We start from the raw sequence: 20,012 nt of genomic DNA on the forward strand, positions 1-20,012 counted from the left end.
AACCGGAGACAATAGCGCCTGCGTGGCCCATGGTCTTACCCTCAGGAGCGGTGAAGCCTGCAATGTAACCAACGACGGGCTTGGTCACGTTAGCCTTGATGTACTCAGCGGCGCGCTCCTCAGCGTCACCACCGATCTCACCAATCATGACGATTGCCTCGGTCTCGGGATCAGCCTCGAAAGCTTCCAGAGCGTCGATGTGGGTGGTGCCGATGATGGGGTCGCCACCAATACCGATAGCGGTGGTGAAACCAATGTCAGACAGTTCGTACATCAGCTGGTAGGTCAGGGTACCGGACTTGGAAACCAGACCGATCTTGCCCTTGCCGGTGATATTCGCCGGGATAATGCCGACCAGGCACTCCTCGGGGGAGATGATGCCGGGGCAGTTGGGGCCGATGATGCGGGTGATCTGCTTGCCGTTCTCGTCCACGGATGCCTTAGCAGCTGCCCAGAACTCTGCGGAGTCCTGAACCGGAACGCCCTCGGTGATGACGACGACGAGGCCGATCTTAGCCTCGATAGCCTCGAGAACTGCTGCCTTGGTGAAGGCCGGGGGAACGAACACGATGGAGACGTTCGCGCCGGTCTTCTCCATGGCCTCAGCCACGGTACCGAACACGGTCAGCTCGATGTCCGAGCCGTCCTTTGCCTTGTGGGTGACGGTAGTGCCGGCCTTGCGGGCGTTCACGCCGCCCACAATGTTGGTGCCAGCTGCGAGCATGCGTGCGGTGTGCTTGGTACCCTCGCCACCGGTGATGCCCTGAACGATGACCTTGGAGTCCTTGTTCACAAAGATAGACATATTACTTCCTTGAAATCCTTTGCTGGCGATTACGCCTTGTGAGCGAGCTCTGCTGCCTTGTCGGCGCCGGAGTCCATGGTCTCAGCCAGAACAACCAGCGGGTGGTTCGCCTCGGAGAGGATGCGGCGACCCTCAGCAACATTGTTGCCGTCCAGGCGCACAACCAGGGGCTTGGTTGCTGCGTCGCCCAGGATCTCCAGAGCCTTCACAATGCCGTCGGCCACTGCGTCACACGCGGTGATGCCGCCGAAGACGTTCACGAAGACGCTCTTGACCTGCTCGTCGCCCAGAATAATCTCCAGGCCGGCAGCCATAACCTCGGCGGAGGCGCCGCCACCAATATCAAGGAAGTTAGCGGGCTTGACGTTGCCGTGGTTCTCACCGGCGTAGGCAACGACGTCCAGGGTGGACATAACCAGACCTGCACCGTTACCAACGATGCCGACCTCGCCGTCCAGCTTCACGTAGTTCAGGTCGAACTGCTTTGCCTTAGCTTCCAGGGGGTTCTCTGCGGACTTGTCCACGAGAGCCTCGTGCTCGGGCTGGCGGAATTCTGCGTTGTCGTCCAGGGAGACCTTGCCGTCCAGGGCCAGGATGGTGCCCTCGGGGGTCAGAACGAGGGGGTTAACCTCAACCAGGGTTGCGTCTTCCTTGCTGAAGACCTCACCCAGCTTGACGAGGACGGGAACAACCTTCTCCTGCAGTTCTGCGGAGAAGCCTGCTGCCTTCACAATCTCCTCAGCCTTAGCCTGGTCCAGGCCGACCAGCGGGTCAACCTCAACCTTGGCCAGCGCCTCGGGACGCTCAGCTGCCAGCTGCTCAATTTCCATACCGCCTTCAACCGAGCACATTGCCAGGTAGGAGCGGTTTGCACGGTCCAGCAGCAGGGAGAAGTAGTACTCTTCAGCGATGTCTGCGCCGTCGGCGACCAGCACGCGGTGAACGGTGTGGCCCTTGATGTCCATGCCGAGAATTGCCTTAGCGTGCTCGTAAGCCTCTTCGGGGGACTTTGCGAGCTTCACGCCGCCGGCCTTACCGCGGCCGCCGGTCTTAACCTGAGCCTTGATGACGGTCAGGCCGCCAATTTCCTCAGCTGCTGCCTTTGCTTCTTCAGGGGTGGTCGCAACAATGCCCTTGAGCACGGGAACGCCGTGCTTGGCGAAGAGCTCGCGCGCCTGGTATTCGAAAAGGTCCACAGGTGTCCTTCTTCTTCGAAGTGGTGCCGAGCGCGGTGTACGCTCGGCCTGGTCATTAGAGGAGTATTCCCCATGTGCCCGCTACGGTGCGATAGGGGTCTCTCGCACCCGGCGCACGCGCATCATTGACGCGGGGAATTTCTCTCGTTTCTACTCTATCGGATTCGGCGTGAGCTCGCACTCACGGAGCCCGAAATACGGGATTTTAGCGACTTAGGTCACAGATATTGCGGGGTGGATATCACCGCGTATCGCATGCCGGGAAAAGGTTTAGGAGCCAGGCACCTAAAGCACGCGCAAGGGAGCGCGCAAGGCAGGGGCGGACACCATCGGATACCCGCCCCTCCATCAGCTCTATCAGGTTCTCGCTCCTGACTCGCTAGCTCACCTTCTCCAGCGGCGCGTAACGCAGCAGCAGGCGCTTCTCTTCCGAGCCGAAGCGAACCTTCGCCACGGTCTTATCGCCGCTACCCTCAACGGCGAGCACGCGGCCCTCACCGAACTTGGTGTGGCGCACGGTATCGCCGACCGCCAGGGTCGGGATTTCCTTGCTCTGATGCACGCGGGAACGGTTCGTCACCTTCGAGGAGGCGGTAGCCGCCGCCAGCCCGTAGCTCGCCGAACCGTTAATATCCGCGGTGGACGGCTCGGAGCGGCGCACAGGGCGGGACTCATAGGAATCAGAGTAGGAACCTCGGGATCCATAGCTGTTAGAGCCATAACCCGAGCCGTATCCGGAGCGCGAACCGCCGGAGTAACCATTGCCGTAGGAACCACCGTATGAGCCGCCGCCATAGGAGCCACCACCGCGAGCGCCGTAGGCCCCCATGCCAGAGGCGCCGAAGCCAGAGAAGCCCGCGGTGCGCTTCCACTCGATGAGCTCCTCCGGGATTTCCTCCAGGAAGGGCGAGGGCGGGTTGAACTGGCTCTTACCCCACATCGTGCGAGTCTCGGAGCGGGTCAGGTACAGGCGCTCCATGGCGCGGGTCAGACCCACATACGCCAGGCGGCGTTCCTCGCTCATTTCCTTCTCATCGGTCAGGGCGCGCTGGTGTGGGAACAGGCCGTGTTCCATACCGGTCAGGAACACCACGGGGAACTCCAGGCCCTTGGCGGTGTGCAGGGTCATGAGGGTGACCATGCCCTGGGCCTTCGCCTCGGCCGCTTCGGCGGCAATCTGTGCGGCGGAGGCGTTCTCACCCTCCGCGCTGGCAGGGCGGTTCGGGATCGAGTCAGCATCGGCAACCAGCGCCACGTGCTCGAGGAACTGCTCCAGGTCAGCACCGGGGTTCTCGGTCTCGAACTCGACCATAGCGTCGAGCAGCTCGGAGAGGTTCTCCACACGCGACTCGTCCTGAATGTCCTTGGAGGCGCGCAGAGCCGCCAGGTATCCGGTCTGCTCCAGGACCGCTTCCAGGCAGGTTGCGGCGGGTTCGGTGCGGGCAATCTGCGCCAGGTCATCCATGAGGCGCACGAACTCGGCGTACTTCTTCACGGCGGCGGCACCCAGACCCGGAACATCGGCAGCCTGACGAGCCGCCGCAAAGAACGAGATGCGGTGAGCGGTCGCGTAATCGGCCACCACAGACTCGGACTTGGCCCCGATACCGCGCTTGGGCTCATTCAGGATGCGGCGCACGTTCACGTCGTCATCGGGGTTGCTCAGGGCGCGCAGGTAGGCGAGCGCATCCTTGATTTCCTTGCGCTCGTAGAAGCGGGTACCGCCGACCACGCGATAGGGCAGGCCGGCGCGCATGAGCATGTCCTCGAGGGTTCGGGACTGCGCATTGGTGCGGTAGAAGATGGCAACGTCGCCGGGCTGCACGCCGTGCTCGTCGGCCAGGCGGTCAATTTCGCGGGTGATGAAGCGTGCCTCGGCGTGCTCGGATTCGGCCACGTAACCGATAATCTTCGCGCCCGCGCCGGATGCGGTCCACAGCTTCTTGGGGCGACGATCGGGGTTGCGTTCAATGACCGCGTTCGCCGCCGAGAGGATGTTCTGCGTGGAGCGGTAGTTCTGCTCGAGCAGAATCGTGTGGGCGTTCGGGTAGTCCTTCTCGAAGTCCGTGATATTGCGAATGTCTGCGCCGCGGAATGCGTAGATGGACTGGTCGGAGTCACCCACCACGGTCAGCTCGGCAGGGGGCACCGCGTCCGGGTAGGGGCCGCGGTCAGCCGGCACCTTCGCGTGGGCGCCGACCAGCTCGCGCACCAGCTGGTACTGGGCGTGGTTGGTGTCCTGGTACTCGTCCACGAGGATGTGGCGGAACTTGCGGCGGTAGTAGTTCGCGATTTCGGGGAACTTCTTCAGCAGGAAGACGGTGCGGCCAATCAGGTCGTCAAAGTCGAGGGAGTTGGCGGCGCGCAGACGTTGCGTGTAGACGGTGTAAATCTGCGCGATGGTCTTCTCATACGGGTTATCGGAGGCCACGCGGGAGGCGTACGCCTCAGCGCTGACCAGTTCGTTCTTCAGCGCGGAAATACGGTTGCCCACTGCCTTGGCGGTGAACTTCTTGGGGTCCAGGTTGAGCTCTTTGATGATGAGGCTCAGCAGGCGCTGCGAGTCGGTCGAATCGTAGATCGTGAAGGTGGACTTCAGGCCCAGGGCGGCGGCCTCACGGCGCAGCACGCGCACACAGAAGCTGTGGAAGGTCGAAATCCACATGTGCTTGGCACGAGGGCCAACCAGCGCCTCGATACGTTCACGCATTTCGGCAGCAGCCTTGTTGGTGAAGGTGATGGCGAGGATCTGGCCGGGGGTCGCGCGGTGGGTTGCAAGCAGGTAGGCGATGCGGTGGGTGAGCACGCGGGTCTTGCCGGAGCCGGCGCCCGCGACGATGAGCAGGGGCGAGCCGGAGTGCAGCACGGCTTCTTCCTGACGTTCGTTGAGCCCGGCGGTGAGGGAGGCGGGGTCCACCGCATTGAGGCTGTGGGTGCGTTCATTGTAGGGGTCGGCAGGGTCGAAGTCCTCGCCGTAGCCGCCGACTCGGTAAGCGGGCGGCATGAAGTCGCCGAGCGGGTCTGCGGCGGTGAAGGCGGCGGGCGCGCCGGGTTCGGGTGCGCCGGGTTCGGGCGCACTGGTAGTGGGGACACTGGTAGCAGGGGCACTGTAGGCGGGCATGCCGGTGGGCAGGGCGACGGGTGCGTCCTGTGCGGGCGCCTCCATCACCGGGGCATCCATCACTGCGGCGTCCATGGGAGGCGCGTAGTAGTCGTCCTCGGCAGGGGGTACGTCGTAGTACGGGTCGAAGGGCGGCTCGTCCACCGGTGCAAGGTCAGCCGGTGCGGGTGCTGCGGGGGTGACGAGTTCGGCGGCGAAGAGGCCGTCCTGTTCGGTGAAGGGCTGCTTCTGCTGTTCGGGCTTGTCGCTCATCGTCTACCTCGCTGCCTAGAATACACGTTCGATATTCCATGCTACCGCATTTACTCCGCGGCTCCCACCCGTTCGGTCACCCACAGCTTATCTCCCGCCGGCAGCTACACGCCTGTATCCAAGGTTCCCCGTGCTAGGATGACCGCATGACTCAGACCGCAACCCCCACCCTGTCATGCGCCCTGTGGTGCAACGGCACCGCTGATGAAGCCGCGCAATTCTACACCGAGGTTTTCCGCAACGCCTCCATTACCGAGCAGATTCCCGGACTCACGGCGACTATCAGCATTCACGGTTTCAAGCTCACGCTCATCAACGGTGATAACCGGTACACCCCGAACCAGTCCATCAGCTGCATTCTGAACTTTGATCCGCTCCTGTTCGGTGGCGATGAGCAAGCGCGCGCCTACCTTGATGAGCTCTACGAAAAGCTGAGCAGTGGCGGTGTGCTGATGGAACTGGGCGAGTACCCTTTCTCTCCTCACTACGCCTGGGTTCGTGACCGTTTCGGTATGACCTGGCAGCTGATGCTCACCAACCCCGAGGGTGACCCTCGCCCCTTCGTCATTCCCTCGTTCATGTTTGGCGGTACGAATCACGGCAATGCAGAAGAAGCCACCAACGGTTGGCTTTCTATCTTTGATGATGCCCGCCGCGGAACCCTCTATCACTATCCGGAGGGCACCCCCTTTGGATCGGATGCAGTCATGTTCACCGACTTTAACCTGCAGGGCACCTGGCTGGCAGCTGCCGATTCTGGCGCTTTCCACGATTTCACGTTCACGCCAGGGGTTTCGGTCGTTGTTTCCTGCCGCGACCAGGAGGAAATTGACCGCTACTGGGAACGGCTCTCCGCGGTACCTGAGGCGGAGCGTTGCGGCTGGTGTGTAGACCGCTGGGGCGTTTCCTGGCAGGTTGTCCCGAGCAATATTGCTGAGCTGATGGCGGACGAGGCCGCTCGCGAGAAGATCCTGCAGATGGGCAAGATTGACCTGTCTCAGCTATAACGTGTTTTCTTGAGTACTCGTTACGTGCAGAAACAGAGAAACCGCCCGCGCCTGCTAGTGCAAGCGACGGGCGGTTTTCTCGTACCGGCACGCATGCCGGTTCTGTGTGCCCCCGAGACGATTCGAACGTCCGACACCTTCTTTAGGAGAGAAGTGCTCTATCCCCTGAGCTACGAGGGCGTACCTATCCAGTATAAAGCACCCCGCACGACTGTTCGCCACGGGACCCTAGAAGCCACCAGCAGCCATGCCTATGTTCCCGCCCGCGCCCTGCCCGCCCGGCGTCCCAACCCGTGTTCACCGTCTGTGTTCACCGTTCGAAGACACCCACGCCCGGCGGCAGAACCACTCCTACAATGTACGAATGAGCATCTACATTGACCCGCCCGTCTGGCCCGCGCACGGCACCGTCTTCTCGCACCTCATCTCCGATGCATCCCTGGCGGAACTGCACGAGTTCGCTGCGGCGACGGGCATTAGCGAGCGTGCCTTCGACCGCGACCACTACGATGTTCCGGCGCACCTCTACGAGGAGCTGGTGCAGGCGGGCGCGATTGAGCTCAGCGGCGCACAGCTGACTCGCACGCTGATTACGAGCGGTCTGCGGATTCCCCTGAAGGAACGCCCCGAGAAGATCCGCCCGCGCCTGCTTCGCGCCTGGGAGGCGGCGTTTGCGCCCCGCCTCGAGCGTGCGGATGCGTCCGCCGAGTCGCGGGCCCGGCTCGTAACGCAGGTGGCTGAGTTGGGCGAGCGCCTGTTGCAGGCGTGGGAGCAGCCGCACCGCGCCTACCACCACAGCGGGCACCTTTCGCAGATGCTCACCGATCTGGACCGTCTCTACGCACACCGCACGCAGGGTTCTACTCCCCTGCCGCTGGTTCTGGCGGCGTGGTTCCACGATGCCGTGTACGAGGGCGCGCCGGGTGAGGATGAGCGCCGCAGCGAACAGCTGGCGGGCGCCTCCCTGGAGCCGCTGGTCGTTGCTGGTCTGCTGAGCGAAGAGGAGCTACAGCTGGTGCGCCTTCTGGTTCGCGCCACGGCAGCCCACGAGCTGCCCGAATCCACCGAACTACCGGCGGGCTACAATCCGGCAGATATTGAGTTCTTCCTTGACGCCGACATGGCCATCCTGGCGGCCGAACCGGCGCGCTACCGTCGCTACCTGCGCGGGGTACGTAGCGAGTACTCCCACTTCGATGATGAGGCGTTCCGCACCGGCCGCACAACCTTCCTGCACTCCGTCCTGGAGCGTGAGCGCATCTTCCTCTCCGAGCGAACCCGCGAACTTTGGGAGGAGCCCGCGCGGGTCAATCTACGTGCGGAGCTCACCGAGTGGGACCAGGCCCCGCAGAAGCTCCTGCAGGCTCTCGCACCGTAGAGAAGCGGCCTCAACACGTACCGCCGAGTGTGCACGTGCACACTCGGCGGTATTCTGCGCGCTGAATGGGCACGCAAAAGGCGCCCACCCCGTGCGGGGTAGGCGCCTTTTCGAAGTATGTTGGGCTAGACCCAGCTCTTATGCACCAAGGCTTAGAGAGCGGTGTAGTAGCCATCAACGGACATCCAGGAGGTGGGGTGCACCAGGGTACCGTTGGTGGGGTTCAGAGCGGAGATCATCTTGCCATCGCCCAGGTAGATACCAACGTGGCTGTAGCCGTTCTGGAAGACGATGTCGCCGGGCTGGGGGTTAGAGGTGGGGCGCAGCTCGTTCTTCATTGCGTAGGTGAAAGCGGTCAGCTTGATGCCGTGCTGAGCGAAAACCCACGAGGTGAAGCCGGAGCAGTCCCATGCACCGTAGCTCTTGCCGCCCCAAACGTAGGAGCCGCCCAGACCGCTCATTGCGGTTGCGACGATTGCGTCGCGGGAAGCATTACCGGTGTTGGAGGAAGCAGCGGGAGCAGCCTGCTCCTGGGTTGCTACGGGAGCAACGTAAGCCTGCTGAGTCTCAGCCTGGGGTGCTACGTAGGTGGTCTCAGCTGCGGGTGCCGGAGCTGCTGCGGGAGCAACGTAGGTCTGCTGTGCCTGAGCCTGGGGTGCAACGTAGGTGGTTGCGGGGGTGGTGTAGCTGGTGTAGTCGAACTCGTAGTTGGTGTAGTCGTAGGACAGATCAGCTGCAGCGGGGATCTGTGCGAATGCGTTCGCGGGAACGGTCGAACCGAGCAGAACTGCGCCTGCTGCGAGGGTTGCACCTGCGGTACGTACGATCTTCTTAGCCATTGTTTCCTCCATTGCCTGACGAGGTGAGCTGTCGGGCTCGAGCATGGATTCGCTCGGCCACCGAAGTGACTTAGCCCCGAGGCTTCTCGAGTGAGAAGCCGTATCCCAGCTTGGGGATTGGGTCCCCCGCTTCTGCCATTCTGGGTAGACGTTCATCGAAGCGTTGGCAGAACTCAGCGGAACCGCTTCGACGGTGCCCTCTTACGTTGAGGATTTGGGCACAGAAATGAGAATACACAGAAAACTCCCAGTTGTCACCTCTCTCGGGCTTAAATTTCGGCGTTTCACCCCTGGGTGAATACTTGATAGCGCAAGCACCCAAGCTCCAATCAATGCGACTCCTAGCAACCGTTTAATGGCTCTGACTAGGTATTTCATAAGGATGCACATTCTTTTTAAGGGCGCCACTGCCCCTTAAGAACAGGATTCAAAACTCTTAAAAATAAACCTCGTCTCTTAAACCGATCTCCCAGAAAACAGCATTCCGCCTCCTCTGAGGCCTCCCACACGACCGAAAAACACGAAAAATGCACTCTTCTGCAGTTGCCAAAGCCACGGATAGAGGAGTATAAGCACGCGCACGCGAGCCCGCGGGCGGCACTAGAGCGCTACGGAAACCGTAAACAGAGGAGGCGGCGCCTCCCCCGCTCGGGGAAGGCGCCGCCTCCACAGCTGTTTAACTACGTCTACAGGGCGCTGGCGCGCTTCACGACGATTGCGTTTGCCACGTCCATGTCCAGGGACAGGGTATCGTCCTCTCCGTCGGCGTGAACGATCACGTCATCATTCTGGCCGGCCACAACCGATACCGAGGCGCCGTAGACGATGCCCGCATCCGCCAGAAGCTTCAGCAGCTCAACGTCGGTCTGAATGGACTCGGGGAAACGGGAAATCGTGAAACGGTCCTCGGGGCCCGAATCGCGAGCGGCCAGAGACATCGGCACGGTGCGCTCGTCGTTCTTCTCGCTCTCAATGCCCAGCTCTTCCAGACCGGGAATGGCGTTGCCGTAGGGGGAGAACTTCGGCTCGTTCAGCATCTGCAGGATGCGCTTCTCGACCTTATCGCTCATGACGTGCTCCCAGCGGCAGGCCTCTTCGTGCACATACTCGAGGTCCAGGCCAATAATATCGGAAAGCAGACGCTCAGCCAGGCGGTGCTTGCGCATCACCTCGACGGCCTTCTGGCGGCCCTCGTCGGTCAGCTCCAGGTGGCGGTCAGGCTCAACGGTGAGCAGTCCGTGCTTCTCCATGCGGGCCACAGTCTGGGAAACGGTCGGGCCGGAGTGCTCCAGACGCTCGGCGATGCGCGCGCGCATGGGGACGATGCCCTCTTCCTCCAGTTCGAGAATAGTGCGCAAGTACATCTCTGTGGTGTCGATAAGGTCAGTCATTATCTCTCCAGCCATCAGCGCGACAGTGCGTAGGTAGCCCTGCCTAAGTCGTTAGTTTACTCAATAAACCATTATGTACCCTTTGGGCGGTTTTTGCCACGAGAGAGCCCCGCGAGTTGCCCAGCGCGAACAGCCGGGCACCCCGCGGGGCTCCTTAAATCTCTATGGTGGTGGCTCTACTCGGAGACGCTGCCCTCAGACCCCTCGGAATCCCGGTCGGAATCCAGAGAAACCTCAGCGGTCTCGGCAGGTGCAGTCTCGGTACCCTCTTCTGCACTCTCCGCGCTCTCCTCGGAGGCTGCGGTGGCGGCCTCAGAGCCCTCGGCCTTCTCCTCAGCGGGTGCCTCCGAAGAATCGGACGAAGAATCCTGCTCCAGGTCCTCGGGACGCACTCGGTCAGCCCACGGCACCCAATCCGGAGCGATGAGCGCATCATCACCGGGCAGCAGGCCCACCTCACAAATCGTAGCGACCTTCGAGCGCGGGGCGCGGGAGAGGGTCGCAAACCAGAACCAGCCGCGGTACCCGGGCATCGTGCACTCGAAGAGGTGGGTGCTCAGGCGCTCCTCCTCGGGGCGCACATGGTGCACCAGACCAATATTGTGGTCGGGGGTAATCTCGCGGACGCCCTGCAGCGCCACATCCTTAGCCGCCGCCAGGATCTCATCCACCTTGGAGGTGCGACGGGCCTTGTGCGGAACGCCCAGGGAGGGTTCGCCCGGGTCCTCAGCCGGCGCGGAGAAAGGGTCGTTAGAAGTATCAGCGGGGGTCCGGGAAGATTCGGCTTCCTCGGCGGCCTCGGTGAGGGCTGCCTCCACGGTGGCCTCGACGACCTTTTCGGTCTTCTCCTCGGCGGCCTCATCCGCAATCTTCTGCGCGGTCTCTACTTCCTCAGGTACAGCACCATCCACCGAGGTCTCGGCCTCCTCCGGGGCGGCAGCGGGCAGAGCGCCATCTGCGGGAGTATCGGGGGCGGGCACGGTTTCGGGGAGCAGTTCATTCACCTGTTCAGACATACCCCTATTAAAGCATCTCGCGTACACGAACACCTCGGGAGGCCCTCTAAGCTTCACAAACGCTGTGAATTTGGGGCCCAAACCCCCGATTCTGGGGCTTTGCTAGCAGAGAGCTGGGCACAAGCTGATACGGTTAATTTTATGAGTAACACCTCCGTAGAGACCCAGCACAGCAGTTCAGACCGGGCGTCCGCGCCTCTGCCCTACGCCCGTGCCATTCGTTGGCTGGGCGCGGGAGGCGGTATTCTCGCCCTCCTCTGCCTGCTCAGCGGAATCGTCATGCTCCTTATGAAGTGGGCCGGGGCCACCCCGCCCGCCGTCATGAGCCAGATTCCGCTCGTGCTTCTGCCCGTCGCATTCATCGCGCTGATGGTTGCGCTCGGCCTGGCAGTTCTGCGGCGCTCTAAAGCCTAACCACACACTATTGCACACACTGCATTTCTCTACTCACCGACAGATCACCTTCCTGCCCTTCAGAACGAAAGATAAAGAGTATGTCTGCTGAAGCCAAGCTCCTCGTCGTTGATGACGAATTCAATATTCTTGAACTACTCGCCACTTCCCTGCGCTTTGCCGGTTTTGAGGTCGTCACCGCCGGTAACGGCCGCGACGCCCTCGAGAAGGCCAACACCGAATCTCCCGATCTGATTGTCCTCGACGTCATGATGCCCGGCATGGACGGCTTCGAGGTCACCCGTCGCCTGCGCGAGCTTGGAAGCACCGTCCCCGTCCTCTTCCTCACCGCGAAGGACGCCACCGAGGACAAGGTCACCGGCCTGGGTGCCGGCGGCGACGACTACGTGACCAAGCCCTTCTCGCTGGACGAGGTGATCGCCCGCATCCGCGCCATCCTGCGCCGTAGCCGCACCGTCCAGGACGAGGACGATGCCGTTCTGCGCGTCGACGACCTGAGCCTGAACGTGGATACCCACGAGGTATTCCTCGGCGAGGAAGAAATCGACCTCTCCCCCACCGAGTTCAACCTGCTGCACTACCTGATGCTCAACGCCAACCGTGTGCTGTCCAAGGCGCAGATTCTCGACCACGTGTGGGAGTACGACTTCAACGGTGACTCCTCGATCGTCGAGTCCTACATCTCGTACCTGCGCCGCAAGATTGACAACAACCGCGAAAACCACGAGCCGCTCATCCACACCAAGCGCGGTGTGGGCTACATGATTCGCGGTTCCCGAGGCTAACGTGGCGCTCAAACCCCTCGATCGCATCCCCCTCTCGCTTTCCCTGCGCACGCAGCTGGTGCTGGTGACCTCCATGCTCATCGCTCTGGCGATTGCCGTCACCAGCCTCGTGGCTATCTCTGCTCTGCGCGCCCAGATGGTGCACCAGCTGGACGAAGAGATGAAGACCAGCGCACCGGCACTGGTGCAGCTGGCCACCGTGCGACCTTCCGGAAAGCAGGAGGGGTCGCTCAGCACCTACCGCGTCTACCTGCTCGATAAGGACGGCAAGGTGCTGTACTCGCTCAGCTCCGAGCACGACGAGCAGGCCGGCGAACCTACCCTGAACGGTTGGACCGCTGAGAAGGTGCGCAAGCAGAACGAGGAGGGCGTGACCGTTGGCTCCTCCAGCGGTTCCGCCGATTGGCGTCTACTTGCCGTGCCGATTGAGGCGAACGACTCCTCGGGATTGACCGAGGCGAGCTCCCTCATCATCGCGATGCCGCTCAAGCAGACCAACCAGGTGGTCGCCCTGGTCGGCGTGCTCACCTTCGCGTTTGGACTCGCCACCCTAGCCTCGGCCATCGCCATGACGTGGGTGATTGTGACGCGCACCTTCGAGCCGCTCGCGCGCGTTGAGCAGACCGCCGCCAAGATTGCCGCCGGCGACCTCTCCCAGCGTATCGAGGACTACAACCCGAACAACGAGATTGGTAACCTCGCCATCTCGCTGAACACCATGCTCGCCCAGATTGAGGCGCTCTTTAAGGCCCGAGAGAAGAGCGAGGCGAAGATGCAGCGCTTCGTGGGCGACGCCTCCCACGAGCTACGCACCCCGTTGGTGAGTATCCGCGGTTACTCGGAGCTCTACCGCCAGGGCGCGCTTCCCACCGAGGAGGCGGTCGGCACCGCCATGAGCCGCATCGAGTCGGAGTCCAAGCGCATGGGCCAGCTCGTCGAGGACCTGCTGACACTGGCCCGCATCGACGAGCGCAGAGAGTCCAAGCTGGCGCCCTTCGACCTGTTTAACCTGGCGGTGGACGCCAGCAACGACGCCTACGCTACGGCCCCCGACCGCGAGGTTTCGCTCGTGGGCCTCAGCGACGATGTTGCCCCCACCTCCGCGCCGGTGCTTGGCGATGAATCGCGCATGCGTCAGGTCGTGGCGAACCTGCTGACCAACGCGATGCGTTACACCCCCGACGGCACGCCCCTGGAGATTGCGGTGGGCGTGCGTGAGGAGGTTGCGGGATTCCCGCTGGCCACCCTTGAGGTGCGCGACCACGGCCCCGGTATTCACGGCGAGGATCGCGAGCGCGTCTTTGAGCGTTTCTACCGCACCGACACCTCGCGTTCCCGCGAGACCGGTGGCACCGGTCTGGGCCTGTCCATCGTGGCCGCCATCATCGAACAGCACGACGGCCGAATCCACATTGAGGAGACCCCCGGTGGCGGCGCGACCTTCGTCATCTCGCTACCCTACTACCCGCCGCCCATCTCGGATGAGCAGCTGCTGAACTAGCGGGTTACGTGTCTCCGGCAGCCAGCGGCGTACCGAAACCCAGAAGAAAGCCCCAGAGAAGCCCCCGAGCCTTACGCTCGGGGGCTTCGTCGTGTCCGGAGGGTTCAATCGGTCGGCTCCGGCAGGCACGACCGGGTGTGGACGCACCGCTGGATGGACGCTGCGCAAAGGGCACAACGCAATATTCAGCCGGATTCTGAAGGCCCCGTTCGAAATTTTCGGTGCGTTGGAAGCAATCGGGAAGGTTTATCCACAGATTCTCTCATTGAGGCTTTTTTAGGTAGTTTAATGCATTTTGAAAGAATATAGTGGTGTCATGCACTCGGGATAGTTCATAACCCGGGGCAAACCCTCCCAGCGGCAACCCGCCGCCCACCACTCTCAAAGGAGAAACCCATGGCACAGTTCAACGTCGATTCTGAGGTCATTGCGGCCAAGAGCGCCCAGGCCAAGTCCTACGTCGCGTCCATCACCGCGGATGTCAACGGCATGACCGCTTCCCTGCACGACCTGCAGAGTTCCTGGACGGGCTCGGCATCGGCCAACTTCCAGGGCGTACTGGATCACTGGCACGCTACCCAGCGCCAGGTCGAAGAATCCATCACCCAGATCAACGAGGCGCTCTCCCGCGCAGGCGTCAACTACGCCGACACCGAGCAGGCCAACGCCTCGATGTTCGTGGGCTAAACGTGGGCTAGACAGCCCGCACCCGGTACGTCCCGCCACCACTGGATGGGCCCCGTGCGCGTGACGTACCAACGGAGAACCCGCCGCACCTCACTATTCGAGGGGCGGCGGGTTTCTCATGTTCTCTTTCCCGGTTCTTCCCAGAGATTCTTTCCAGAGGCTCTTCCCGAGGCCGCGGGCGGCGAACCCACCGGGAGATACCGGGTGGGCGCTACGAGGCGGGGGTCTCCTGGCGGAAACGCAGGCGCCACAGGCCGCGCTCGGCGTCGTAATGCCAGATGCTCGAGCGGCTCACGCGACCGCGGGCGGTTGCCACGGCGGCCATGACCAGAACGCTCGAGGCATCAATCTGCTGAACCCCCTGCTTGGCCGGTGCACCCTGCTGGGTGAAGGCGCGCTCGCGATACTGTAACACCGAGGAACGCGAAACCGACTTGCCGGTGGCGGTCACCCACACCAGACGCTCGTGGAGCAGGGCATCCAGCTGAGCCGGGTCCATGACGGCGCCGCGGCTTTCCAATAGCTGTTCGGCGGCGGCAGCATCCTCGGGACGCGGCGTGGCGGGAGCCTGCCGTGCGGAAGGCTGAGTGGCGGGCTCAGAGACAGCGGGGGTGGAGACAGCAGGCGCGGCGGTCTGCACGGAACCGGGGGTCTCTGCAGGGGCTTCTGCGGGCGCCGGGGTCTCCGTGGGCGGCAGGGTCTCTGCGCCCTCGCCCAGCAGCTCGGCGGGATCCACATCGTTCGGGTCGAGGCCGGCGAACTCTTCCAGGCCGGTTAGGTCGTCCTCATCTTCCGCCTGCGCGGCGGAGGCCTGGTTGGCGGTTTCCTGCTGGCGGACCAGGGCCTGGGCATCGCGCTCGGCGGCACGCTCTGCGGCGAGGGCCAGCTGCTCCTTGCGGGTGCGGACCGCCTCCGGGTCGGGTGCATCCACGGCCGAGGCGGGGCGCAGCAGGCCGGACAGGCGCAGGCTCTCCACACCGCGCTGGGCATTCTCAATCTCGGCGGCGGTGAACTCCTCCACGGGCAGGTGGGCATCCACGGAGGCGGCAGGCTCACCCTCGGAAGCCGTGGTCGTGGCGGTAGCTTCAGAAGCCGCTTCAACCCGCGCCGGGGCGTCCTCGCGACCGGAGGCAAGCGAGCCGAAGCCGGGGCCGCCATCGGGCGTGCGGCCTTCCTGGAAGGCTCGCGCCGCGCCATTGGCCAGGGAGTCGGCCTTCTCGTTGAGCTCGTGACCGGCGTGCCCCTTAACCCAAATGAACTCGTAGTCGCGGCCGGTCAGGGCGTTATCCAGCGCTTCCAGCAGGTCACGGTTAAGCACGGGCTTGCCGTCGGACTTCTTCCAACCCTTCTTCTTCCAGCCGGGCATCCACTTGGTCAGCGAGTTAATGACGTACTGGCTATCGCAGTACACGCGCAGCTTCGCCTCCGGGCGCGAAGCGGTGGCTTCAAAGAGGTCGAGCACCGCCTTGAGCTCGCCCATGTTGTTGGTGCCGTGCTCCCAACCGCCGCAGGCCCAGTGGTCCTCGTCGATATACCAGCCCCAGCCGGCCGGCCCGGGGTTGCCCAGCGCCGATCCGTCCGCCGCGGCGATGATCTCCTGCGTGCCGTTCACGATTCCTTCTTTCTGCGCCGCCCGGTGCGCGGGGCCGTCCTGTCGTTTCGTCTGTGATGACTTTACCGCACCGGCGAGGCGCACGCGTAGCGCGCGGTCGCGACTGTGGAAAACTGAGCGGGGTGCGACGGTGCGGGGCGGGTACACTGGTTCCATGAGCTACTCCGCCCCCGAAACCGCTGGCAACCGGAACCCCCGCACGGCCCATCCTGACGCCTCGCGGGGTGAGCGCGTGCAGATTTTTGCTCTACCGACCCGCACCATGTACGGTCCCCTGCGTTTCAGCTGGCTCAGCTACCTGGGCCTCGCCGAGCAGCAGCACGCGGCGCAGCTACCGACCCCCGCGGCGGCGGTCAGCTACCTGAGCACGCAGGCGCTCATGCGCGCCATGGCGGCGGCACGACTGGATGTGCCCTCGAGTGCCGCCTCCGAGATTGAGGTGGATCGCTCCTGCACCCTGTGCACCAGCGGCAAGAAGCACGGCAAGCCGCGCATCGCGGGCGTGAATTTCAATATGTCGCAGGTGAATCCGCTGGTCGTGGGCGCTTTTAGCCGTAACCCCTCGACGGTGCTCGGCGTGGATATCGAGACCATGGATGCGCGCCTCTTCTCGGGTTTTGCGCGCCTGGCACTCTCCGATGAAGAACGCGCGTTCTACGAGAGGGTGGCACAGGAGCACCCCGCCTCCGCCCTACGCCTGCTGTCGCTGGCTCTGTGGACCGCGAAGGAGGCGGTGCTTAAGGCAACCGGCCACGGCCTGAGCGTGGCGCCCTCCCTGGTCCGGGTGCAGTTTAGCGAGCAGCTGTTGGATGCCCTCGAAGCAGCCCTCGGGGCCGAATCCCCGAAGGGCCCGGCCCGGGACCCCGAAGACCCAGGAGCCGGGGCACCGGAAAGCACCGACTCTAACGAAGAGCTCCTGAAGGACCTGACCGGCGAGACGCTGCGGGCAAGCGCTACCTTCCGCGCGCCCGGCGACGATACCGAGGGCAATCCCGAACGGGCCTTTATCCTGCGCTGGGTTCCCGTGGCGCTTCCCGATGAGGAGCATCCCAAAGGCGCGCAGAAGATGCTCATCGCCCTGGCCGTTGAGAACCCAGCCGAGGGCGATCCCGCGCAGGTTGAGGTCGAGCTTCTGCCCGTGGCCACTCCCCTGGAGCTCAAGCGCCTGCTCACCGATTAGCCGCGCTCAATCCCCTAACACCTGATACAACGACGGAACGCGCCCGCCATGCCAGCGAGCGCGTTCCGTCGTTTTATTCAGTCATCGTATTCAGTCATCGTATTCAGTCGTTGTATTCTGCCTCGTCAAGGCGTTCAAGACAGAGTGTTAGGGCGTATCTTCGCCCAGGGTGTCCACACCCAGAGCACGGCCAAAGCTACCGAGCTTCGTGCCGGTCTCCGTGTGCTCCAGCTCCGGGTCGGACTCAGCCACAATACCCGCACCCGCGTACAGCACCGCCTCGTCCGGGCTGACCTGGGCGCAACGCAGCACCAGCGCCCACTCGCCGTTACCCTCGGCATCCATGTAGCCGACCAGGCCACCAAAGTAGCGGCGCTCAAAAGACTCCAGCTGGCGAATCAGTTCCAGCGCCTTCTCGGTGGGTGCGCCGCAGATTGCGGGGGTCGGGTGAATCGCGCGGGCACCGTCCAGGCAGGTCAGGCCCTCCTTCAGCACGCCGTCGATGGGGGTCGCCAGGTGCCAGAGCTGCGGGGTCTTGAGCAGCGAGGGCACCTGCGGCACGTTCAACTCCTCGGCGATGGGCGCCAGGCGTTCGGCAATGTCGTTGATGACGTAGGCGTGCTCGTGGCGGTCCTTCGGCGAGGCGAACAGGCGGTCGCGAATCGCCTCGTCCTCGGCGCTACCGGGCTCGGCGATACGCGGGGCGCTACCGGCCAGCGGGTGGGTTTTGAAGGCGCGGCCCTCGGTGCGGAACACCAGCTCCGGGGAGGCGCCCATCAGGTAGCTTCCGCTCATGCCGCGCTCGCCCTCGGGCAGGCGCACCGCAAAGTTGAAGGCGGTACGCTGCTGGGCGCGCAGGTTGCTGTACAACGCGTCGAGGTCCAGCGCGCCGGGGGCGTAGCGGGCGGTAAGCACGCGCGAGAGCACGATCTTGCTCAGCTCGCCGGCCTTCATGCGCTCCACGGCGGTGGCCACGGCGGTGCGGAACGAATCGTTCTGGCGGCCGGTCACCGACACGGGCTCGGCCAGCTTCACGGTGTGCTCGGGGACGGGCACCTCCTCTTCCTCGAAGCGTTCGGGGACGAAGAGGTAGGCGGGGGCCTCCGGGTCGAAGGGGATGAGGCCCACGACGGCGGTGCCGGCGCGCTTCGCCTCCTCCTGGGCGTTCTCGAAGGTTACGGGGGTCATCGCACCGGCGGCGCGGAGCACGCGGGTGCCGGTGGCAAAAATAAAATCGGGAAGGTTCGTCATTGTACTTCTGGTAGTGGCGTGTGGGCTCGCGCAGGGCGCCCCGAGGTGCAAGGGGCGGGGCGCGAACCGCGGTTTAGAGGGTGGCGCCGCCGTCGGCGACGATCTCCTGCATGGTGATGTGGCGTGCCGCCTCAGAAATGAGGAAAGCGTTGACCGCCGCAATATCCGCCGGGTCGGCGATACGGCGCAGCGGAATGCCCAGGCGGAACGTTTCCGGGTTACCGGCAACCGGCAGGGCGGAGCGGTCCTCCCCCTCCCAGGCGTCGGTCACCATGGGGGTTCGGGTGGTACCGGGGCAGACCGAGTTCACGCGAATACCGTGCGCGGCAAGCTGCAGACCGAAGCTGGAACTCACGCGCGCCGCCGACGCCTTCGATGCGCCGTAGGCACCAAACTCCGCGCGGGGCACGCGCGCCGCGTTGGAGGCGACCGTCACCAGGGAGCGGCTGTTGGTCGGGTCGGTCGCCTGCTGGTCGATCATGAGGCGGGCGAATTCGCGCAGGCACAGGAACACGCCGTCGGAGTTGACCGCGTGCAGGCGCTTCCAGGTGTCGAAGCTGGTTTCCAGCAGCGGCTGACTGTGGGCGATGCCCGCGGCGAGCACCGCGCCGGTGATGGGTTCATCGAGTGCCGCTACAGCGTTGGCGAGGGCGGTGACGGACTCTTCGCTGGTCACGTCCACGGCGCGGTAGCGGAAGAGCGCGTCCCCGTAGGTGCCGAAGGAGGCAATGGGCTGCTCTGCAAGGTCAGCCGCAAACACCGAATAACCATTCTTAATGAGCTGGTGGACGGTTGCCTCACCAATACCGCCGTTCGCTCCGGTCACAATGACCCAGCTCATGCGCGCGCCTCCTCTGCATCCTCGGTCTTCTCAGCCTTCTGCAGGTCGGCGAGTACATCCACGGTGTTCAGTACGCGAGCGCAGCGGCCCGAGGCGTACTCGCAGGCCATGCGGTGCTCCTCCTCCGAGAAGTCGGCGAGCGCATCCGCAACCATAAACGGCTGAATGTCACGCATGAACGCCTCTAGGGCGGTGGTCAGGCAGCCGATGTGCGCGTACACGCCACCGATAATGAGCTGGTCGCGGCCGGATTCCTTGAGCAAATCCTCGAAGGGGCTGCGCACGAACGCAGAGTAGCGCCACTTGGTCAGCACGGTGTCGCGGTCAGTCGGTGCGAGCTCGTCGAGCACGCGGGCGGACTCGTCGTTCTGCAGGCCGTCACCCCAGAAGTCGATGAGCAGGCGGCGATCCTCGGGATCCTGGCGCGGCGGCTGCGCGGTGTAGTAGACGGGGATGCCGGCGGCGTGGGCGGCGTCGATGAGGCGGCGCAGATTCCGAATGGCGATGTTAATCTGGGCATCGGCATTGCCGTAGCCCTCCCCCAGGTCTGCCCCCTCGAAGGCCTGGACGAAGTGTACCTGCATGTCGTGAACGAGCAGTACGGCCCGGCTGGGGTCCACGGGCCAGCTCACGCGGTTGCTGTGCTCGCGGTCGACGTAGGTGTAGGGCTTGATTTTGGGCAGTGCCATAGTTCTCCCTGTTCGTGCCTATGATGTTCGGTTGTATGTGTGGCGCA

Annotated in this window: 17 protein-coding genes, 1 tRNA gene and 1 riboswitch; of the genes, 7 read left to right on the forward strand and 11 right to left on the reverse strand. The window is 63.7% G+C overall.

Going from position 1 to position 20,012, the window contains the following annotated elements; genetic code table 11:
* The 3 genes from sucD to HMPREF2874_RS08455 form a co-directional block, all read right to left on the reverse strand.
* The coding region (gene sucD, locus HMPREF2874_RS08445) for a succinate--CoA ligase subunit alpha (RefSeq protein WP_070649947.1) at positions 1-805 on the reverse strand (805 nt) is incomplete at its 3' end.
* 29 nt (positions 806-834) lie between these two features.
* Complete coding sequence (gene sucC, locus HMPREF2874_RS08450) at positions 835-2,001, reverse strand: ADP-forming succinate--CoA ligase subunit beta (RefSeq protein ID WP_049331559.1); 1,167 nt, start codon at positions 1,999-2,001, stop codon at positions 835-837.
* 379 nt (positions 2,002-2,380) lie between these two features.
* A complete protein-coding gene (locus HMPREF2874_RS08455) occupies positions 2,381-5,374 on the reverse strand; it encodes a UvrD-helicase domain-containing protein (protein ID WP_070649948.1) in 2,994 nt (997 codons plus the stop codon).
* A 146-nt stretch (positions 5,375-5,520) separates the two neighbouring features.
* Between HMPREF2874_RS08455 and HMPREF2874_RS08460 the strand changes: the two genes are divergently transcribed.
* Positions 5,521-6,381 carry a VOC family protein gene (locus HMPREF2874_RS08460; protein WP_070649949.1) on the forward strand — a complete coding sequence of 287 codons (861 nt, stop codon included), beginning with the start codon at positions 5,521-5,523 and terminating at the stop codon, positions 6,379-6,381.
* A gap of 107 nt (positions 6,382-6,488) precedes the next feature.
* On the opposite strand, the gene HMPREF2874_RS08465 is transcribed toward HMPREF2874_RS08460, so the two are convergent.
* Positions 6,489-6,561, reverse strand: a tRNA-Arg gene (locus HMPREF2874_RS08465).
* Between the two features lie 184 nt (positions 6,562-6,745).
* Here HMPREF2874_RS08465 and HMPREF2874_RS08470 point away from each other — a divergent pair.
* On the forward strand, positions 6,746-7,759 hold the full coding sequence (locus tag HMPREF2874_RS08470) for a DUF4031 domain-containing protein (protein ID WP_070649950.1): 1,014 nt from the start codon (positions 6,746-6,748) through the stop codon (positions 7,757-7,759).
* Between the two features lie 152 nt (positions 7,760-7,911).
* Here HMPREF2874_RS08470 and HMPREF2874_RS08475 read toward each other — a convergent pair whose 3' ends face one another.
* The 3 genes from HMPREF2874_RS08475 to HMPREF2874_RS08485 all read right to left on the reverse strand — a co-directional run bounded on the left by HMPREF2874_RS08475 (position 7,912) and on the right by HMPREF2874_RS08485 (position 11,005).
* On the reverse strand, positions 7,912-8,598 hold the full coding sequence (locus HMPREF2874_RS08475) for a C40 family peptidase (RefSeq protein WP_049331550.1): 687 nt from the start codon (positions 8,596-8,598) through the stop codon (positions 7,912-7,914).
* Positions 8,598-8,758, reverse strand: a riboswitch (cyclic di-AMP (ydaO/yuaA leader). (Overlaps the previous gene by 1 nt.)
* 526 nt (positions 8,759-9,284) lie before the next feature.
* Positions 9,285-9,989, reverse strand: coding sequence for an iron-dependent transcriptional repressor DtxR (locus HMPREF2874_RS08480; protein ID WP_049331549.1), 705 nt, complete (start codon positions 9,987-9,989; stop codon positions 9,285-9,287).
* A gap of 176 nt (positions 9,990-10,165) precedes the next feature.
* Positions 10,166-11,005 (reverse strand): DUF3027 domain-containing protein, encoded by an 840-nt coding sequence (locus HMPREF2874_RS08485; RefSeq protein ID WP_070649951.1) that lies wholly within the window; start codon positions 11,003-11,005, stop codon positions 10,166-10,168.
* A 141-nt stretch (positions 11,006-11,146) separates the two neighbouring features.
* On the opposite strand from HMPREF2874_RS08485, the gene HMPREF2874_RS08490 reads away from it, so the two are divergent.
* The 4 genes from HMPREF2874_RS08490 (at position 11,147) to HMPREF2874_RS08505 (ending at position 14,392) form a co-directional block, all read left to right on the forward strand.
* Complete coding sequence (locus tag HMPREF2874_RS08490) at positions 11,147-11,419, forward strand: hypothetical protein (RefSeq protein ID WP_049331544.1); 273 nt, start codon at positions 11,147-11,149, stop codon at positions 11,417-11,419.
* 80 nt (positions 11,420-11,499) lie between these two features.
* Positions 11,500-12,204, forward strand: coding sequence for a response regulator transcription factor (locus HMPREF2874_RS08495; protein WP_049343156.1), 705 nt, complete (start codon positions 11,500-11,502; stop codon positions 12,202-12,204).
* Position 12,205: 1 nt separating this feature from the next.
* Positions 12,206-13,705 carry a sensor histidine kinase gene (locus HMPREF2874_RS08500; RefSeq protein WP_070649952.1) on the forward strand — a complete coding sequence of 500 codons (1,500 nt, stop codon included), beginning with the start codon at positions 12,206-12,208 and terminating at the stop codon, positions 13,703-13,705.
* Between the two features lie 396 nt (positions 13,706-14,101).
* Positions 14,102-14,392 carry a WXG100 family type VII secretion target gene (locus HMPREF2874_RS08505; RefSeq protein WP_049331538.1) on the forward strand — a complete coding sequence of 97 codons (291 nt, stop codon included), beginning with the start codon at positions 14,102-14,104 and terminating at the stop codon, positions 14,390-14,392.
* A 211-nt stretch (positions 14,393-14,603) separates the two neighbouring features.
* On the opposite strand, the gene HMPREF2874_RS09630 is transcribed toward HMPREF2874_RS08505, so the two are convergent.
* Complete coding sequence (locus HMPREF2874_RS09630; RefSeq protein ID WP_070649953.1) at positions 14,604-16,004, reverse strand: RNase H family protein; 1,401 nt, start codon at positions 16,002-16,004, stop codon at positions 14,604-14,606.
* Between the two features lie 232 nt (positions 16,005-16,236).
* Here HMPREF2874_RS09630 and HMPREF2874_RS08515 point away from each other — a divergent pair, with 232 nt between their 5' ends.
* The gene (locus tag HMPREF2874_RS08515; RefSeq protein WP_246823802.1) at positions 16,237-17,184 is read left to right on the forward strand and encodes a 4'-phosphopantetheinyl transferase family protein; all 948 of its coding nucleotides are present in this window, start codon (positions 16,237-16,239) and stop codon (positions 17,182-17,184) included.
* 147 nt (positions 17,185-17,331) lie between these two features.
* On the opposite strand, the gene HMPREF2874_RS08520 is transcribed toward HMPREF2874_RS08515, so the two are convergent.
* The 3 genes from HMPREF2874_RS08520 to HMPREF2874_RS08530 form a co-directional block, all read right to left on the reverse strand.
* Complete coding sequence (locus tag HMPREF2874_RS08520; RefSeq protein ID WP_070649955.1) at positions 17,332-18,435, reverse strand: isochorismate synthase; 1,104 nt, start codon at positions 18,433-18,435, stop codon at positions 17,332-17,334.
* 73 nt (positions 18,436-18,508) lie between these two features.
* Entirely contained in the window at positions 18,509-19,276 is a 768-nt protein-coding gene (locus HMPREF2874_RS08525; RefSeq protein WP_070649956.1) for an SDR family oxidoreductase, read from the reverse strand.
* Positions 19,273-19,965, reverse strand: coding sequence for an isochorismatase family protein (locus tag HMPREF2874_RS08530; RefSeq protein WP_070649957.1), 693 nt, complete (start codon positions 19,963-19,965; stop codon positions 19,273-19,275). Before HMPREF2874_RS08530 ends, HMPREF2874_RS08525 begins: the two co-directional genes overlap by 4 nt.
* Between the last annotated feature and the right edge of the window lie 47 nt (positions 19,966-20,012).

The sequence above is a fragment of the Rothia sp. HMSC068F09 genome (assembly GCF_001812775.1).
Taxonomy (GTDB): Bacteria; Actinomycetota; Actinomycetes; order Actinomycetales; family Micrococcaceae; genus Rothia; species Rothia mucilaginosa_A.

What these genes read in the sequence shown, in the direction of transcription:
- HMPREF2874_RS08530 (WP_070649957.1), bottom strand. Translation starts at nt 19,965, where the DNA reads ATGGCACTGCCCAAAATCAAGCCCTACACCTACGTCGACCGCGAGCAC.
- HMPREF2874_RS08475 (WP_049331550.1), bottom strand. Translation starts at nt 8,598, where the DNA reads ATGGCTAAGAAGATCGTACGTACCGCAGGTGCAACCCTCGCAGCAGGC.
- HMPREF2874_RS08490 (WP_049331544.1), top strand. Translation starts at nt 11,147, where the DNA reads ATGAGTAACACCTCCGTAGAGACCCAGCACAGCAGTTCAGACCGGGCG.
- HMPREF2874_RS08520 (WP_070649955.1), bottom strand. Translation starts at nt 18,435, where the DNA reads ATGACGAACCTTCCCGATTTTATTTTTGCCACCGGCACCCGCGTGCTC.
- HMPREF2874_RS08525 (WP_070649956.1), bottom strand. Translation starts at nt 19,276, where the DNA reads ATGAGCTGGGTCATTGTGACCGGAGCGAACGGCGGTATTGGTGAGGCA.
- HMPREF2874_RS08495 (WP_049343156.1), top strand. Translation starts at nt 11,500, where the DNA reads ATGTCTGCTGAAGCCAAGCTCCTCGTCGTTGATGACGAATTCAATATT.
- HMPREF2874_RS08485 (WP_070649951.1), bottom strand. Translation starts at nt 11,005, where the DNA reads ATGTCTGAACAGGTGAATGAACTGCTCCCCGAAACCGTGCCCGCCCCC.
- HMPREF2874_RS08455 (WP_070649948.1), bottom strand. Translation starts at nt 5,374, where the DNA reads ATGAGCGACAAGCCCGAACAGCAGAAGCAGCCCTTCACCGAACAGGAC.
- HMPREF2874_RS08470 (WP_070649950.1), top strand. Translation starts at nt 6,746, where the DNA reads ATGAGCATCTACATTGACCCGCCCGTCTGGCCCGCGCACGGCACCGTC.
- HMPREF2874_RS08480 (WP_049331549.1), bottom strand. Translation starts at nt 9,989, where the DNA reads ATGACTGACCTTATCGACACCACAGAGATGTACTTGCGCACTATTCTC.
- HMPREF2874_RS08505 (WP_049331538.1), top strand. Translation starts at nt 14,102, where the DNA reads ATGGCACAGTTCAACGTCGATTCTGAGGTCATTGCGGCCAAGAGCGCC.
- HMPREF2874_RS08460 (WP_070649949.1), top strand. Translation starts at nt 5,521, where the DNA reads ATGACTCAGACCGCAACCCCCACCCTGTCATGCGCCCTGTGGTGCAAC.